Origin of the sequence: Micromonospora sp. A202 (genome assembly GCF_006715105.1) — a bacterium.
Taxonomy (GTDB): Bacteria; Actinomycetota; Actinomycetes; order Mycobacteriales; family Micromonosporaceae; genus Micromonospora; species Micromonospora zamorensis.
On record NZ_VFMP01000001.1, the window covers coordinates 6085936 to 6099055 of the forward strand.

The window sequence follows — 13120 nt, forward strand, 5'->3', positions numbered from 1 at the left end:
CCCTATACCGCAGGTCCGACCGGCCGCGCCACAGTTCGTTCTGTGCTCGGCCGGTCGGCCGTATCCGGCGGCTACCCTTCGCTGAAAGGCATCCGTCGTACCGGTGAGGAAGGGAGTCGCGTGGCGCGCAGCCGTAAGGTGACGGTCAGCACCGACGCCGAGGGGCACACCGCGGGCTGGGCGGAGACCGACCTGGCCCCGGCCACCGCGCCGGATTCGACGGCCGCGGCGTTCTTCGACGTGGACAACACCATGATGCAGGGCGCCTCGATCTACTGGTTCGCCCGTGGGCTCGCCTCCCGCAACTACGTCACCACCTCCGACCTGGCCCGGTTCGCCTGGCAGCAGCTCCGGTTCCGGCTGCTGGCCAGGGAGCACGCCGGTGACATGTCGCTGGCCAAGGAGGCCGCGCTGGCCTTCGTCCAGGGCTGGCGGGTCGACGAGGTGGAGCACCTCGCCGAGGAGATCTTCGACGAGATGATGGCTCCCCGGATCTGGGCGGGCACCCACCAGCTCGCCCGAGGTCACCTGGGCGCCGGCCAGCGGGTGTGGCTGGTCAGCGCGGCCCCGGTGGAGATCGGCCGGGTGATCGCCGCCCGGCTCGGCCTGACCGGTGCCATCGGCACGGTGGCCGAGATCGTCGACGGGGCGTACACCGGGAGGTTGGTGGGTGACCTGATGCACGGGCCGGCGAAGGCCGAGGCGGTCACCCAGCTCGCCGCTGTGGAAGGGCTCGACCTGACCCGCTGCGCGGCCTACAGCGACTCGGCCAACGACCTGCCGCTGCTCCGTGCGGTGGGCAGGGCGGTGGCCGTCAACCCGGACGGCAGCCTGCTGCGGCAGGCCCGCCAGCACGGCTGGGAGGTACGGGACTTCCGCACCGGCCGGCGCGCGGTCAAGATCGCCGTGCCGTCGACCGCGGCGGCCGGTCTGGTCGCCGGCGCGGTCACCGCCGGCCTGGCGTTGCAGCGCCGCCGCCGCGCCGACTGACTCAGGGACCGAACGGGTCGGGCCGTCGCTCCAGCAACGTGTGCAGGGTCTGCTGGATGGTCTCCCGCACCTGGTCGGCGAGGTTGAACACCACCAGCGGGTCGTCCGCCGAGTCGGTCAGGTGGGCCGTCGGGATGGGCGGGCAGAACTCGATCAGCCACTTGCTGGGCAGCGGCACCATGCCCAGCGGGCCGAGCCACGGGAAGGTCGGCGTGACCGGGAAGTAGGGCAGCTTGAGCAGTCGGGCCAGGGGCTTGATGTCGGCGAGCATCGGGTAGATCTCCTCGCCACCGACGATGGCGACCGGCACGATCGGGGTGCCCGTGCGCAGCGCCGCCGAGACGAAACCGCCCCGCCCGAACCGTTGCAGCTTGTACCGGTCGGCGTAGAGCTTGCCGATCCCCTTGAAGCCCTCGGGGAACACACCGACCAGGTCTCCCCCACCGAGCAGCCGCTCGGCGTCCGGGTTGCAGGCCACAGTGCCGCCGGTCTTGCGGGCGAGCTCGGACACCACCGGCATCCGGAAGACCAGGTCAGCGCCGAGCAGCCGTAGGTAGCGGTGGGCAGGGTGCTTGTCGTGCAGCGCAGCCGAGAGGATCAACGCGTCCAGCGCCACCGTCCCCGAGTGGTTGCCGACCACCAGTGCGGGCCCGTCGACCGGCACATGCTCCACCCCACTGACCTCGGTGCGGAACCAGTCCCGGTAGAGCAGCCTCAGCAGCGGGTGGAAGACCGCGTCGGTCAACTCCGGGTCGAAGCCGAACTCGTCGACCTCGTAGTCGCCGGCGAGCCGTCGGCGCAGGAACGCCAGGCCGTTGGCGACCTTGCGGTCCCAGTGGTCCCCCGGCCGGTCCGCCACGGCCGGCGGGGTGCCACCCGGCGTCGATGCGTCGACCGAGGCGTCCGCGTCCGCGCCGACGGGCTCGTCGGTGGCCGCGGTGTCGACCTCGTCGGCCGGCGTGGGCGTCGGCGTCGGGGCGACCTGCGCCGCCGGCCGATGACCGTTGCGCCGCGCCGGGTCCGCGTCCGCTGCGGGCGACTGCTGGGGTACGTCGAAGCGCCCGACCCCCTGCGGGTCACGCCCCTCTGTCGGCCCGGTCATGACGCCACCTCGGTTCGCGACTGCGCGGCTCGTACAACCGGCTGACTCCTCGCGCTCATGGCCGCTCCTGAACCGCGGAGCGGACCTGCCGGATGCCGTCCAGGACGAGTTGCTCGGCAACGGCCAGCTGACCCCGGGTGACCACCACCCCACCCTGGTGGGCGCGGATGAAGTCCTCGAACGCCTTGGCGGTGGAGCGGGGCGTGAAGCCGTACTCCTGCTCAAGCCGGCTGGTGTCGACAACCCGGCCGTGTACGAAGAGGTCGACCTGGTCCAGGCCGTAACGGCCGAAGCCCATGGAGCGGGCCAGCGCGGCGGCACCGGAGAGGCCCGGTTCCAACACCGGCACGGCCACCCGTCCGGCTCGCCGGATCGCCTGGGACAGCGACAACACCCCTGGGCCGGCGACGTTGTACGTGCCCGGGTGATCTTCCACGATCGACCGGTGCAGCACCTCCAACGCGTCGTCGAAGTGCAGGAACTGCAGACGGGGGTCACGGCCGAAGACGGTCGGCACGAAGGGCTGCGCGAAGTAGCGGGTCAACGTGGTGTCGGCGGTCGAGCCGATGAACGGCGCGAAGCGCAGCACCGTCGCGGTGACGTCGGACCGACGGCGCCGGAAACCGCGGACGTAGCCTTCAAGGTCGAGGATGTCGCGGCCGAAACCGCCGCGCGGGACCTCGCGTGGCTCGGTCTCCTCGGTGAAGACCGCCGGGTCCCGGAACGACACCCCGTACGCGGCGGTGGACGAGCGGACCACGATCTTGCGCAGCCGGGGTGCCCGTTGGCACGCGGCCAGCAGGTGCATGGTGCCGATGACGTTCTGGTCCTTCATGGCCGACCGGCCACCGTGCTGCGGGTCGGGAGAGCTGACCAGCGCGAGGTGCACCACCGCGTCGACGTCCAGGTCGGCGAGGAGCCCACCGAGCGCATCGTTGTCGACGCGGATCCGTTCGACCCGGTCGAGCAGGTCGGTGAACTCGGTGCCCGAGTCCGGTGCGTCCACGCCGATGACCCGCTCGATCCGCGGGTCGGCGGCGAGTCGGGCCGCCACGTGGGCACCCAGATAGCGGCCGACCCCGGTGACGACGACGACCCCCGGAGCACCAGAGGTGCCACCGGGGGTCATCTGACGCACCTACCCCGGCAGGATGGACCGAGCCGGGACGACCACGGCCTGATCACCTGAGCCTCCGGGGGTCGACAGTTTGGCAAGTGACGCCGAACGCCGGGCTCTGAGCCCGGCGGCGATCACTTGCCGAGACGGCGACGCTGGACGCGGGTCTTGCGCAGCAGCTTGCGGTGCTTCTTCTTAGCCATGCGCTTACGGCGCTTCTTGACCACCGAGCCCATACGACAGCCTTTCGATACAACGTTCGGGGCGGACCGGATGACACCACGCAGGTGGCGACGGCGACCGCTTGCGGACAACGGACCGGACCAGTCTGGGCGGCGGGACGCACCGGTGGGGTCTCGGTCGGGCTCCAGGGTAGCCGCAGAGCGTCAGCCGGACCAACGCGCCCCCGTCGGGGCCACCTTTCGCTCGCGACTGGGGGGCTCGCAAGCTCACTCCTCGCGCTCACCGATGCCGGTCACAAGGCACCTGGAGGGCGGAACGGTGGCTCAGGCGGTTTCCTGAAAGGCACCCCGAAGATATTCGTGCACCGCATGCTCGGGCACCCGGAATGAGCGGCCGACCCGGACGGCGGTGAGCTCACCACTGTGCACCAGTCGATAGACCGTCATCTTCGACACCCGCATGACCGTCGCCACCTCAGCGACGGTCAGGAACTTGACCTCCGACAGCCGTCCGTCGGACTGCGACCCGGCCATGGCTCACCGACCCATCCCATGCCCGGCGCGTGCCAACCCGACGGATGCTCCGGGCCGGGCCGGCGACGCGCGTGTTACCAGTACGGTAGCGGGGCGGTTGTGACCGGCGCGATCCCTTCGTACAACTGATCATGCTTCGATCGCTGGTTCACCCGATCCGTGCTCCCGGTATCTGCCCGCCTGCGACGGCCGTCCGGTTGCTCCGATCCTGCTCATTCGGCGCGCAGCGCGACCACCGGGTCGAGCCGGCCGGCGCGCTGCGCGGGTACGACCCCGAAGACGATGCCCACCACCGCCGAGACGCCGAAGGCGAGCGCCAACGACCACCAGGTGATCGCGGCGGGGATCGGCGACAGCGCGTTGACCAGCAGGGCGGTCCCCACGCCCAGCGCCATCCCGGTCAGCCCGCCGATCGTGGTGAGCAGCACCGCTTCGAGCAGGAACTGCACCCCGATGTCGCGCGGGCGCGCGCCGACGGCCTTGCGGAGCCCGATCTCCCGGGTCCGCTCCCGGACGCTGACCAGCATGATGTTGGAGACGCCGACGCCGCCGACGAGCAACGAGATGCCGGCGATGGCGGCCAGGACGCCGGTGAGGACGCCGAGGATGTCGCCGAGCACACCGAGGATCTGCTGTTGGGTGACCGCGCTGAACTCGGTGTCGGGGTGGCGGCGGTTGAGTTCGGCGACGATCCGTTCGCCCAGTTCGTCGATGCGCTCCCGGTCGGGTGCCTTCACCGCGATGCCGTCCACCCGCTGGGTGCCCCACAGTCGCTGTGCGGCGGTCACCGGTACGTGCACCTCGTCGTCCCGGTCGACACCGAGGCTCTGCCCCAGTGGCGCGAAGACGCCGATCACCCGGAACCGCACCCCGGCCAGCGCCACCTGCTGGCCGAGCGGGTCCCGGTCGGGGAAGAGCGCGCGGGCCACCGAGTCGCCGAGCACCGCCACCCGCCGACTGGTGTCCACGTCGGTGCCGGTGAGGTAGCGGCCCCGGGCCAGCGACCGGGTGAACACCGCCGGGGTGGTTTCCAGCACCCCCTGCACAGTCGTGAAGTCCGAGCGGGCGCCGGCTCGCGCTGTCGCACCGGAGGCGACGGTGACCGCCACCCGGTCCGGGTCGCCGACCACCCTGGTGACGGCGTCCACGTCCTTGAGGGTCAGCGGCGAGACCACCGGCGCGTTGCCCACCTCGATCCGGCCGGGGACGACCAGCAGCAGGTTGGAGCCGAGGCCCTCGACCTGTTGCTCGACCTTCTGCTTGGTGCCGGTGCCGATGGCCACCAGCAGGACCACCGAGGCCACCCCGATGATCACCCCGAGCATGGTCAGCGCGCTGCGCAGCCGGTTGGCCCGTAGGGCGTCCAGTGCCACCCGCCACGCCTCGGCGACCCTCACGTCGCACCTCCGGGCCGCTGGACACCGGGCTCGCCCGGGTCGGCCCCGCGCGGAAGGCGCCCGGTGGCTCCGGCGGCGCCACCGGAGCCACCGGACGGGTGCCCCGGACCGCTTCCGGACGCGGACCGGGGCTCCGCGCTGGGAGCGGGGACCAGTGTCGCAGGTCGACCGTGATCAACGGACGGCGGTCGATCATGGTCGGAGTGCGGGTCGTCGCCGTCCGCGTCTGCCGGGCGTGCGGCCGCGGCGCCGTCGGCTGCGGCGCTGTCCGCCACGACCGCGCCGTCGCGCATCGTGATCCGGCGACGCGCCCGCGCCGCCACCTCCTGATCGTGGGTGACCATCACCAGCGCCACCCCGGACTCCGCGTTCAGTCGCTCCAACAGCTCCAGCACCGCCGCGCCGGTGACGCTGTCCAGGTTGCCGGTGGGCTCGTCGGCCAACAGCACCGTCGGTTCGGTGACCAGCGCGCGGGCGATCGCGACCCGTTGCTGCTCACCGCCGGACATCTGGTTGGGCCGGTGGTCCAGCCGGTGCCCGAGGCCGACCCGGCCGAGCATCGCCGCCGCCCGCTCCCGGCGCTGGCGGGCCGACACACCCCGGTAGACCAGCGGCAGGGCCACGTTCTCCACCGCCGAGGTACGCGGCAGCAGGTGGAACGCCTGGAAGACGAACCCGATCGTCTCGTTGCGCAGGGTCGCCATCTCCGGCGGGGCCAGCGCGTTGACGTCCCGCCCGCCGATCACCAGACGGCCACCGGTCGGCCGGTCCAGCCCACCGAGGAGGTGCATGAGCGTGGACTTGCCCGAGCCGGACGGGCCGACCAGGGCCACGTAGTCCCCCGGTTGCACGACCAGCGACACCCCGCGCAACGCCTCCACGGACACCCCGTCGAGGTGGTACGTCCGGGACACGTCCACCGCCTCGATCGCCGGCGGGCCGCCGGTCACCGCACCTCCTGGCCGTCGCGCACCTGGTCGGTGCCGCGCACCACGATCCGGTCACCAGGGTGGACACCGTTGAGGATCTGCACCAGATCCGACCCCTGGACGCCCACTGTCACCGCCGCCCGGCCGGCCCTGCCGTCGCGGACCACCCAGACCGCGTCCCGGCCGTCGGCGGAGAACACCGCAGAGGCGGGAACGGTCACCGCGTCGGCTGCCTCGCGGACCCGCAGGTGGACGATCGCGTTCATGCCCGGGCGGGGCGTGGGGGCCGGCTCGTCCTCGGCGAGCTTCCCGGCGCCCAGTGCGAGGCGCACCCGGTAGCTGACCCCGCCCTGCGCGGAGCTGGTGGGCAGCACGTCGACCGAGCGGACGGTGGCGTCGTAGCTGGCGCCGGTGACGGCGTCCAGCTCGACAGTGGCCGTCACACCGGCCTTGACCAGCAGCACGTCGGTCTCGTCCACCTCGGCGAGCAGCCCCAACTGCCCGGTGTCGACCACGGTCAGCACCGGCGTGCCGGCGGTGACCCGGCCGCCGACCGCGACCGCGTCGTCCACCCCGGCCGGCGGTCCACCCTGGCTGGGAGCCAGCACCGACGGGTCGAGGCCGGCGGCCTGAGCGCCACCGGCCTGCTCCAACAGCCCGGCGAGGCCTCCGGTCGCGCCGCCGCCGGCCCGGGTGCCGCCGGGTTGCACCACACCGGCGATCGGAGTGCGCAGGGTCAGCGCGTCGACTGTCGCCTTCGCCAGGTCGTACCCCTGCTGTGCCTGGAGCCGCTGCGCCGCGGACAGCGCGCCGACGGCGGAGTTCAGCCCGCTGATCCCCCGCTGCACCGCGCGGACGGCCTGGTCGGCGCTCCGGGCGGCGGCAGCGTACTGCCGCTGGGCGGACGTCACCTGGGTCAGCAGCGCGTTCTTCAACTGCGGGTCGGCGATCTTCTCGGCGGCCTTCCGGGCGGCGTCGAACGCCTCGTTCGCGGCCTTGTCGGTGTCGCGCCGGCTGCCGGTCAGGTCACCCGTCGAGACACCCCGCCCGGCGCGCTTCGCCGCGTCCAACGCCTCCTTCGCCTGCCGCAGCCGCTGCTGGGCGGAGGGCGAGTCGACAACGGCGAGAACCTGGCCACGCTTCACCGACTGTCCCGGTTGGACACGCAGGTTGGACAGGGTGCCGTCGGCGGGAGCGGTCAGGGTGGCTGCGGCCCGGGCCGTCACCGTCGCCGGCGCGTCGATCACCTCGCTCACCGGGTTGCGGGCGGCCGAGGCGAGCGCGACAGGCGGCTGGTCGTCACCGCACGAGGCGGCGGTGGTGGCGGTGAGGACGGCGACGGCGGTCAGGGCGATGAGCAGGCGGGGCCGCGTGGTGCTGGCGGGCCGCGGCAACTGAGGGCGGCGCACCCATCGATGGTACGACCAGCCGTCCCGGCGACCGCGAGCCGCTCGGTTGCTCCCGCCCGAAGGCCCTGGACGGCGAGGTGTCGGTCAGCCGGCGGCGGCGCGGACGTACGCGACGCACTCGTCGTGCAACGTCGACCACTGCTCGCCGAACGCCTTCTCGGCGGCCACGTCGAGGGTCCTGCGATCGTGCACCACGGTCTTGAAGAAGGTGAGCAACCGCAGCGGCCCGTACCGGTCGACGAGGTGCCGGACGGCCAGGTAGCCGACGCCGTAACTGCCGCCGACGCGCTCGGCGGAGGCGTCGTCGGCGGGGTTGATGCCCTCCAACTGGCCATCCCAGCCGCCCCGGACCAGTTTCCGTACGTCGGCGATCCCCTCGTACCGGTCGACCGCCTGGCCGCCGGCGCCGGCGAACTCGGCCAGCCCTTCCACCAGCCACCAGGTGTCCTTGCCCGGGTAGCCGCGCTCCGGCAGTGTGGCCGCGTGGGTCAACTCGTGCCGGAGCAGGTCGTCGGTGCCGCTGCTGGAGAGCCCGTCGGCGTTGAGCACCACCTCGTGGTGCCCGCCGCCCACTGTCACGGCGTAACCGCCGGTCCATTCTGGCCGGTCGCCGCCGTACCAGCGTTTCCACTCGTTCCGGCCGGCGTAGAAGATCCGGTAGCGGTCCGGCGGCGAGCCGGTCACCGCGTATCCGTCGGCGACCCTGGCCGCCGCCTCGGCCTGGGCGAGCAGGCCGGGCAGCTTGCCGCGCAGCGCCGGGGTGGTGGCGACGATGGTCCGCGCGCCGATCGCCACGGCCAGGTCGCTGATCTCCCAGGGGCGGGTGCCGGTCTCCACCGACCTGGATTCCTCCATGGCGACCAACCGGGGCTGGTCGCCGTTCTCCCGCCAGCGGGTGCCGATCAGCACCGGGCTGGGCTGGCAGTTCGGTGCGACGAAGCAGTACTGGAAACGCACCAGGAGCCGCCACTCGCCCGGCTTGTCGGTGATCGGCGCGGGCAGACCGCTCGGCTCGGCCCGCCAGACGGTGACCTTCAGCCCGCGTAGGGCGGCGAAGCGGCGGCGCAGGTCACTGTGCGCGGCGGGGTCGGCGACGGCGAGGAAACCAGCGCGGTCGCCGCCGAGCAGGGCCGTGGACTGCCGTTGGAGCTGGGCGGTCATCCGGTCGGCCAGCCCTCGGGCCACCGTGGTGGCGGGATCGTCGGCCGTCGAGACGCCGGCCCGGCTGATCGTGGACCGGGTGCCGTTCTCCCGGATCACTCCGACGACGAGCAGCGCCGGCAGGCCACAGCCCAGCAGCAGGAAGACCACCACGAGCACCGTCCACAGCGGCCAGAGCCGCCGTGGTGCTGGCTGCTGCACCCCGTCAGTCACCCGCCGAAGGGTACGACCAATTGCTGAGAGGGGCGAGGCCGACCCTAGACACCGGTGCACACCGCCAGGAAGCCGAGCAGCTCCTCCGCGGTGCGCTGCGGCCGGTCGGCGTGCGGGTAGTGGCCGGACTCCTCGATCATCCGGGCCTCGGCGGTGCGGAAGAGCCGGCGGGCGGCCCGGGCCTCCGCGCCCGGGTCGGGGAAGTCCGGATCCTTGGAACCCATCAGCACCAGCACGGGTTGCCGGACCTGGGGGGCGCGGGCCGTCCAGCGCGGCTCGGCCGGCGCGATCACGCCGCGCGTCGCGGCCATCCGGCCAGGTTCACGCAGGTTGGCCACCATCGACCGGCGGTACGCGGCGTCGTCGGTGGGCCGGTGCACCGGGAAGAGCGTGTTGTGGAACCTCCCGAACAGTCGCGGGCTGCGCAGCACTGCGGCCTGCGTCAGCCGCAGCAGCGGGTTGAGCTTCGGCTGACCGACGAAAGCGCCGATCTGCACGATGCCGGAGACCAGCTCCGGGGCGTCGGTGGCGGCGAAGACCACCGCCGCTGCGCCGGACGAGCTGCCGACCAGCACGGCCGGCCCGGCATCGAGGTCGCGGACCACGGCCAACAGGTCGGCGCCGACCTCTGCCGGTGCGTACGTGGGCCAGCCGGCACTGGACTCCCCGTGCCCCCGGACGTCGACTTGGGCGACCCGGTAACCGGCTGCCACCAGCAGTGGCGTGAGGTGCCGGAAGCTCGCCCGGTTCTCCCCCATGCCGTGCACGAGGACGACCAGCGGGCCCTGCCCGCGCGCCTCGTACGCGATGTGTCCGCCGTCGCGCCGCACCTGGCCACTTGTCACAGCTCAGAAGCTAGGGCTCCTGGTCAAGGTCGTCACCCGGATCACGCGAAACGGGCCGGCGGCGACCCCGGGGGTCACCGCCGGCCCGTCGACCGATGTCGGGTTACTTCTTGGAGATCAGGGCGCGGCCGAAGAAGACCAGGTTGGCCGGGCGCTCGGCGAGCCGGCGCATCAGGTAGCCGTACCACTCGTCGCCGTACGGGACGTAGGTCCGCACTGTGTAGCCCTCGCCCGCGAGGCGCGCCTGCTCCTCGGGGCGGATGCCGTAGAGCATCTGGAACTCGAAGCGCTCCGGCCCCCGGTCGAACCACCGGGCCCGGTCCTCACCGATGGCGATCATCCGGGGGTCGTGGGTGGCCAGCATCGGGTAGCCGTCGCCGGACATCAGGATGTTCATGCAGCGCACGTACGACTTGTCCACCTCACGGGCCGACTGGTAGGCCACCGACTCCGGCTCCTTGTAGGCGCCCTTGCACAGCCGCACCCGCGACCCGGCCGAGGACAGCTCCCGGCAGTCCGACTCGGTCCGGCGCAGGTACGCCTGGAGCACCGCGCCGGTCGACGGGAAGTCCTTGCGCAGCCTGCCCAGCACCTCCAGCGTCGAGTCGGTGGTGGTGTGGTCCTCCATGTCCAGGGTGACAGTGGTGCCCGCCGCGTCGGCCGCCGCGCAGATCGCCCGCGCGTTGTCGTACGCCAACTGCTCGTCGAACATCTGGCCGAGCGCGGACAGCTTCACACTCACCTCGGCGGCCGGGGTCAGCCCCGCGGCGGCGAGCATCTTCAGCAGCTTCAGGTATTCGTCGCGGGTGGCGACGGCCTGCTCGGGGGTGACGGTGTCCTCACCGAGGTGGTCGAGGGTGACCGCGAGACCGTCGTCGACGAGCCCGCGGGTCGCGCGCAACGCGTCGTCGGTGGCAGCGCCGGCGACGAACCGGCGGACGACGTCCCGGGTGTACGGGGCAGTCGCGACGAGCCGCTCGACCTGGGATGACCGGGAGGCGGCGAGGATGACGGAACGGAGCATGAGCCGAGCGTATCGCCCCTGCCAGGGCCCCCGCCGAGGGGCGGCGGTACGGCCCGCCCGGATGCCGGGAAGGGTCCGTTCCACAACAAAATCCCTCCTGACCCAGGGGCGGGACGGCGGCGGTGGCGCCGATCGGCTACAACGATGCCGTGGACCAACGCCCCCGCCGCCGGCTCCGGTCGGCCTCCGTGCAGCTTGGCGCGCTCACCGCTCTCGCGCTCGCCCTTTCCGGCTGCAACATGACCTCGGACGACGACGATGACGACGACTGCGCCCTCGGGCCCGTCGGCGGCGGCGACACTGTCGCGCTGGCGATGCGGGTCCCCGACTCCGCCGCCGGTCGTGCCGCCCCGGAGCCGACCACCGCGGCTCTGCCCGATCGCGGCGGGTTCGGCACCCACCTCGCCTCCTGCGGCGGCTGACATGCGCCGTGTGACGGTCACACCCCGACCCGACTGGGACACCACCATCCGGGAGCAGGGGCTGGTCTACGTCGACACCGAGCTGCCGGACGGCGGGATCATGTCGTACTGGGACGAGACCGCCGCGTACGCCTTCGACCTGGACGAGGTGCTGCGCCTGGAGGAAGCCACCGAGGAGCTGCACCGGATGTCCGTGGCCGCCGCCGAGCACGTGGTGACCCACCGCCGGTACGCCGAGTTCGGCATCCCGGAGTGGGCGGCCGACGCGGTGGCCCGGTCACTGCGCGAGGCGCCACCCACCCTCTACGGGCGCTTCGACCTGGCGTACGACGGCACCTGGCCACCGAAGATGCTGGAATACAACGCGGACACCCCGACCGCGCTGGTCGAGGCGAGCATCATCCAGTGGTACTGGCTGGAGGAGACCCGGCCGGAGCTGGATCAGTGGAACAGCCTGCACGAACGGCTGGTCGGCGCCTGGGCCAAGATCGGGGCCGGGTTGCACGAGCGCCGGGTGCACGTGCTCTGGTCGAACGAGGAGGAGTCCGGCGAGGACCACATGACCGCCGGCTACCTCGCCGAGACCGCCCGACAGGCCGGCCTCGACGTCGAGCTGCTCCCCATTCAGAAGATCGGCTGGGACGGCCGGCGTTTCGTCGACGCCGACGACCTTCCGGTGACCACGTGCTTCAAGCTCTACCCGTGGGAGTGGATGCTGGCCGAGCCGTACGGGCCAGCGGCGCTGGCCCCGGGCACCCCGACCACCTGGATCGAGCCGGCCTGGAAGCTGCTGCTGTCCAACAAGGCGCTGCTCGCCGTCCTGTGGGAGCTGTACCCCGACCACGAGTACCTGCTCCCGGCGTACCTCGACTCGCCGCGCGGCATGTCCGAGTACGTGGCCAAGCCCCTGCTCGGCCGGGAGGGCGGCTCGGTGCGCATCGTCACCGCCGACGAGGAGATCACCAACCCGGGGATCTACGGCGACGAGGGCTGGTGCTACCAGGAGTTCCGGGCGCTGCCGCAGTTCGAGGGCAACCGGATGGTGCTGGGCAGTTGGATCGTCGACGGCGAATCGGCCGGGGTGGGGGTGCGGGAGAGCGCCAGCCTGATCACCGACGGCTACGCGCGGTTCCTGCCGCACTACATCGACGCGCCGCGCACCCCGTGAGTCGTCTACCGTTGGGGGCGTGAACTTCGACGCGTACGCCCGGACCGGTGTTGACCTGGTCAACGCCCGCCTGGACGACCTCGACGACCTGCGGGCCCTCTTCCCCGACGACAACGCCTGGATGCGCGACGAGGTCGCGGACCGGGACGTCGCGATCTTCCGACGGGCCCAGAAACGGTTGCGCGACGTCTTCGAGTACGGCACCTCCGGGCGTGACGGCCAGGCGGTCACCGAGCTGAACGCGCTGCTGGAGGCGTTTCCGGTGCAGCCGCGCATCTCCGGGCACGACTCCAGCGACTGGCACATGCACGTCACCAGCCGGGGCGCCTCGGTCAGTGCCGAATACCTGGCCGGCGCGGTCTGGGGGCTGTCGGTCTGGCTCTGCGAGTACGGCAGCGCCCGGTTCGGGGTCTGCGCCGACGAGCGGTGCGGCAACGTCTACCTGGACACGTCGTCCAACTGCTGCCGCCGGTTCTGCTCGGAGCGGTGCGCCACCCGCTCGCACGTGGCGGCGCACCGGGCCCGCAAGCGGGCGGCAATCGGCGAGCAGGTGACGGTCGCCGCGCAGCCGACCGCCGGCGTCGACTCGCTCTCGCCGGTCAGCTGACACCGCCACCGCCCGGTTCG

Annotated in this window: 14 protein-coding genes; 4 read left to right on the top strand and 10 right to left on the bottom strand. The window is 72.4% G+C overall.

Annotation, left to right across the window (positions count from 1 at the left end; all coding sequences use genetic code 11):
• Positions 1-120: 120 nt before the first annotated feature.
• On the top strand, positions 121-990 hold the full coding sequence (locus FBZ33_RS28165; RefSeq protein WP_088950341.1) for an HAD family phosphatase: 870 nt from the start codon (positions 121-123) through the stop codon (positions 988-990).
• Between the two features lies 1 nt (position 991).
• On the opposite strand, the gene FBZ33_RS28170 is transcribed toward FBZ33_RS28165, so the two are convergent.
• From FBZ33_RS28170 to FBZ33_RS28215, 10 genes are all read right to left on the bottom strand, one after another.
• Positions 992-2092, bottom strand: a complete 1101-nt coding sequence (locus FBZ33_RS28170; RefSeq protein WP_370453055.1) for a lysophospholipid acyltransferase family protein — start codon at positions 2090-2092, stop codon at positions 992-994.
• Between the two features lie 55 nt (positions 2093-2147).
• A complete protein-coding gene (locus FBZ33_RS28175) occupies positions 2148-3221 on the bottom strand; it encodes an NAD-dependent epimerase/dehydratase family protein (protein WP_088952039.1) in 1074 nt (357 codons plus the stop codon).
• 122 nt (positions 3222-3343) lie between these two features.
• Complete coding sequence (locus FBZ33_RS28180; protein WP_007465623.1) at positions 3344-3445, bottom strand: 30S ribosomal protein bS22; 102 nt, start codon at positions 3443-3445, stop codon at positions 3344-3346.
• Between the two features lie 270 nt (positions 3446-3715).
• Positions 3716-3925, bottom strand: coding sequence for a helix-turn-helix domain-containing protein (locus tag FBZ33_RS28185; RefSeq protein WP_007465625.1), 210 nt, complete (start codon positions 3923-3925; stop codon positions 3716-3718).
• Positions 3926-4137: 212 nt separating this feature from the next.
• A complete protein-coding gene (locus FBZ33_RS28190; RefSeq protein WP_088950342.1) occupies positions 4138-5322 on the bottom strand; it encodes an ABC transporter permease in 1185 nt (394 codons plus the stop codon).
• The gene (locus FBZ33_RS28195; RefSeq protein ID WP_141911308.1) at positions 5319-6272 is read right to left on the bottom strand and encodes an ABC transporter ATP-binding protein; all 954 of its coding nucleotides are present in this window, start codon (positions 6270-6272) and stop codon (positions 5319-5321) included. Before FBZ33_RS28195 ends, FBZ33_RS28190 begins: the two co-directional genes overlap by 4 nt.
• Entirely contained in the window at positions 6269-7660 is a 1392-nt protein-coding gene (locus tag FBZ33_RS28200) for an efflux RND transporter periplasmic adaptor subunit (RefSeq protein ID WP_141911310.1), read from the bottom strand. The genes FBZ33_RS28195 and FBZ33_RS28200 overlap by 4 nt, the downstream gene beginning before the upstream one ends.
• Positions 7661-7744: 84 nt before the next feature.
• On the bottom strand, positions 7745-9034 hold the full coding sequence (locus FBZ33_RS28205; RefSeq protein WP_141911311.1) for a hypothetical protein: 1290 nt from the start codon (positions 9032-9034) through the stop codon (positions 7745-7747).
• 44 nt (positions 9035-9078) lie between these two features.
• Positions 9079-9879 carry an alpha/beta fold hydrolase gene (locus tag FBZ33_RS28210; protein ID WP_141911312.1) on the bottom strand — a complete coding sequence of 267 codons (801 nt, stop codon included), beginning with the start codon at positions 9877-9879 and terminating at the stop codon, positions 9079-9081.
• 103 nt (positions 9880-9982) lie between these two features.
• Entirely contained in the window at positions 9983-10903 is a 921-nt protein-coding gene (locus tag FBZ33_RS28215; RefSeq protein WP_088950347.1) for a proline dehydrogenase family protein, read from the bottom strand.
• A gap of 149 nt (positions 10904-11052) precedes the next feature.
• Here FBZ33_RS28215 and FBZ33_RS28220 point away from each other — a divergent pair, with 149 nt between their 5' ends.
• The 3 genes from FBZ33_RS28220 to FBZ33_RS28230 are packed head-to-tail and all read left to right on the top strand — an operon-like array spanning position 11053 to position 13100.
• Complete coding sequence (locus tag FBZ33_RS28220) at positions 11053-11325, top strand: hypothetical protein (protein WP_231927149.1); 273 nt, start codon at positions 11053-11055, stop codon at positions 11323-11325.
• 1 nt (position 11326) lies between these two features.
• Entirely contained in the window at positions 11327-12493 is a 1167-nt protein-coding gene (locus FBZ33_RS28225; protein WP_141911314.1) for a glutathionylspermidine synthase family protein, read from the top strand.
• 19 nt (positions 12494-12512) lie between these two features.
• Complete coding sequence (locus FBZ33_RS28230; protein WP_088950349.1) at positions 12513-13100, top strand: CGNR zinc finger domain-containing protein; 588 nt, start codon at positions 12513-12515, stop codon at positions 13098-13100.
• Positions 13101-13120 lie beyond the last annotated feature (20 nt).

Bases quoted from the DNA above. Each gene is read 5' to 3' on its own strand.
- FBZ33_RS28180 (WP_007465623.1), bottom strand. From the start codon at position 3,445: ATGGGCTCGGTGGTCAAGAAGCGCCGTAAGCGCATGGCTAAGAAGAAG.
- FBZ33_RS28175 (WP_088952039.1), bottom strand. From the start codon at position 3,221: ATGACCCCCGGTGGCACCTCTGGTGCTCCGGGGGTCGTCGTCGTCACC.
- FBZ33_RS28225 (WP_141911314.1), top strand. From the start codon at position 11,327: ATGCGCCGTGTGACGGTCACACCCCGACCCGACTGGGACACCACCATC.
- FBZ33_RS28185 (WP_007465625.1), bottom strand. From the start codon at position 3,925: ATGGCCGGGTCGCAGTCCGACGGACGGCTGTCGGAGGTCAAGTTCCTG.
- FBZ33_RS28170 (WP_370453055.1), bottom strand. From the start codon at position 2,092: ATGACCGGGCCGACAGAGGGGCGTGACCCGCAGGGGGTCGGGCGCTTC.
- FBZ33_RS28215 (WP_088950347.1), bottom strand. From the start codon at position 10,903: ATGCTCCGTTCCGTCATCCTCGCCGCCTCCCGGTCATCCCAGGTCGAG.